Below are 2,429 nucleotides of genomic sequence, written 5' to 3'. Positions count from 1 at the left end.
GCTCGGCACCGCCGCGATCAGCGCGCCGGAGTTGCGCCGTGCGATCCAGCGTTCCGAAGGCTCGGAGCGCGGCGTGTTGAGTCTCGAGCAATTGCTGCTGGCGATTGACGACGCGCGCGCCCACAACGAAAGCATTGTGTTCACCAACGGCTGCTTCGACATTTTGCATGCCGGTCATGTGACGTACCTGGAGCAGGCGCGTGCCCAAGGCGATCGCCTGATCGTCGCGGTCAATGACGATGCGTCGGTCAGCCGCCTGAAAGGGCCGGGTCGTCCGATCAACAGTGTCGATCGGCGCATGGCAGTCCTGGCTGGCCTGGGCGCGGTGGACTGGGTGATCAGCTTCCCCGAAGCGACCCCGGAAAACCTGCTGGCCCAGGTCAAGCCCGACGTGCTGGTCAAGGGCGGCGACTATTCCGTCGACCAGGTGGTTGGGGCTGACATCGTCAGCGCCTACGGCGGCAAGGTTAAAGTGCTGGGGTTGGTTGAAAACAGCTCGACCACCGCGATTGTGGAAAAAATCCGCAACCGCGAATAAGGCTCACGGCAGTAGGAGCGGGCGTGCTCGCTCCTACGGTCTGGCCTTCTTCGGCACGATCTTACGCAACATCTGCCGCGCCTTGCCGGTCAGGCGCTTGAGCTTCGACTCTTTCTCCGGGGCTTCCAGGCCTTGCTGCCTGAGCCAATCCTTCCAGCGAATCCGCTCGTCGCGCACCACCCAGCCTTCCTGCTGGGCGAAGCTCTCCGCCAGGTACAAACCCCGCGTGCTGGCCGGGTACAGCTGATCTTTCTTGACGGTGTACAGCTCGGCGAGAGGTTGGCCGTCCTTTAATGGCATCAGGTACAGGTCCGGGCGCTGGCGGTCCAGGCGCGCGACCAGTTGATCGCCTTCGAGTCGCTCATCCACATGGAACAGGCTCAGGGATTTGGCTTCCTTGGGCACTTCCAGGCGCAAGTCATAAATCAACTGCAGCGACGCTGTGGGCAAGTGGACGTAGGCCCGTGGACGCTCGATCAGTTGCGTGGTCGCGCAGCGCACCGGGCGGGCCGCGCCAGACAAGGGGCTCAAGCGAAACGGCAGGGCTTCGCGGTAATGCAGCGCGGTGGAGTAGGGCGCCGGTAGCCAGGTGTCGTTGAAGCGCCCGCTGAGCCAGCCTTCGGGCGTCTCCAGCAGGCACTCTTCGGCAATTTCCTGGATGGCGGTGTGCAGCGGCAGGTTCAGCTCATGGGCGGGGACGTAGCCGGAAATCAGCTTGAGCACTACGTCGCCACGGTCCTGGCGGCGTTGGCGTACCAGCACCCAGTAATCCTTGTTTTGCCAATGCAGGGTCAGGCGTACCGACACGCCGAGGTTGGCCAATTCGAGGGCGAAACGCTCAGGGTCTGCCACGTCTACCGGCTTGCGCCGTTGCAGGGTCTGGGCAAAGTTGAGCGGCATGCCCACGCTCTGGTAGCTCAGGCCTTCGGGGGTGGCTTCGACGTGCAGCGGCAGAGTCTTGAAGTTGCTGGGGTTTTTTCTTATGAGCGTTCGCGACATGTCGGCTCCTTCTTACGTCGGGGCGGCCGCGTCGGCGGCATCATAGTTGACGAATGACCTGGGCAGCGGTCGCCACGTTGTGAGCCAGGTGTAGCGGATTAATGGTCCCGACAATAGCACTGGCGACGCCCGTTTGCGCAAACAACAACATGAAACTGGCACGTATGGGGTCCATTCCCGGCTCCAGGCACACATGGCCGCTGGCGAGGGCTTTTTTTACCAGGATGCCTTTGCCATGGGCGGCCGCATAATCAATGACGGCTTTCTCGGCCTGTTCGTTCAAATTGTAGGTGACCATCGCGCAATCACCCTGTTCCAGAGCCTTCACGCCGCCTTCGACGGTTTTGCCGGAGAAGCCGAAACCGCGAATTTTGCCCTCTTGTTTCAAGTCCGCCAGGGTTTGGTAAACCTCGCAGTCGTTGAGGATGTGCAGGTCGTTGCCGTCGGAATGCACCAGCACGAGGTCGATGAAGTCGGTTTCCAAGCGTTTCAAGCTGCGTTCGATCGACAGCCGGGTATGCGCCGCGCTGAAGTCGTGACGGGACAGGCCATTGTCGAACTCTTCGCCGACCTTGCTGACAATCACCCACTCGTTGCGCTGGCCACGCAACAGCGGCCCCAGGCGTTCTTCGCTGCGGCCGTAGGCCGGCGCGGTATCGATCAGGTTGATGCCCAACTGACGGGCCTGGCGCAGCAGCAGGCGCGCTTCGTCATCATCGGGAATCTGGAAACCGCTGGGGTATTTCACCCCCTGGTCGCGCCCGAGCTTGACGGTGCCCAAGCCCAGCGGCGACACCAGCAGGCCAGTACTGCCCAGCGGGCGGTGCAGGTCGTGCAGGGTGGGCAGGCTCATGGCAACAGTTGCTCCCAGGCCGGTTGGCCGATGGCCGGT

General features: G+C 62.5%; 3 protein-coding genes. 1 reads left to right on the top strand and 2 read right to left on the bottom strand.

The features are described 5' to 3' along the window. Positions 1 to 538 (top strand): D-glycero-beta-D-manno-heptose 1-phosphate adenylyltransferase (gene rfaE2 / locus L9Z73_RS29150; RefSeq protein WP_247408323.1); only part of this gene is annotated, 538 nt, incomplete at its 5' end. Positions 539 to 571: 33 nt separating this feature from the next. Here rfaE2 and L9Z73_RS29145 read toward each other — a convergent pair. Beyond that, positions 572 to 1,537, bottom strand: a complete 966-nt coding sequence (locus L9Z73_RS29145) for a metal ABC transporter ATPase (protein ID WP_247408321.1) — start codon at positions 1,535 to 1,537, stop codon at positions 572 to 574. Positions 1,538 to 1,577: 40 nt separating this feature from the next. Next, positions 1,578 to 2,390, bottom strand: coding sequence for an aldo/keto reductase (locus L9Z73_RS29140; RefSeq protein ID WP_247408325.1), 813 nt, complete (start codon positions 2,388 to 2,390; stop codon positions 1,578 to 1,580). Positions 2,391 to 2,429 lie beyond the last annotated feature (39 nt).

The sequence above is a fragment of the Pseudomonas emilianonis genome, from assembly GCF_023072625.1.
Classification (GTDB): domain Bacteria; phylum Pseudomonadota; class Gammaproteobacteria; order Pseudomonadales; family Pseudomonadaceae; genus Aquipseudomonas; species Aquipseudomonas paraveronii.
This window is presented reverse-complemented; position numbering and strand designations above follow the sequence as displayed.

What these genes read in the sequence shown, in the direction of transcription:
- L9Z73_RS29145 (WP_247408321.1), bottom strand. Translation starts at nt 1,537, where the DNA reads ATGTCGCGAACGCTCATAAGAAAAAACCCCAGCAACTTCAAGACTCTG.
- L9Z73_RS29140 (WP_247408325.1), bottom strand. Translation starts at nt 2,390, where the DNA reads ATGAGCCTGCCCACCCTGCACGACCTGCACCGCCCGCTGGGCAGTACT.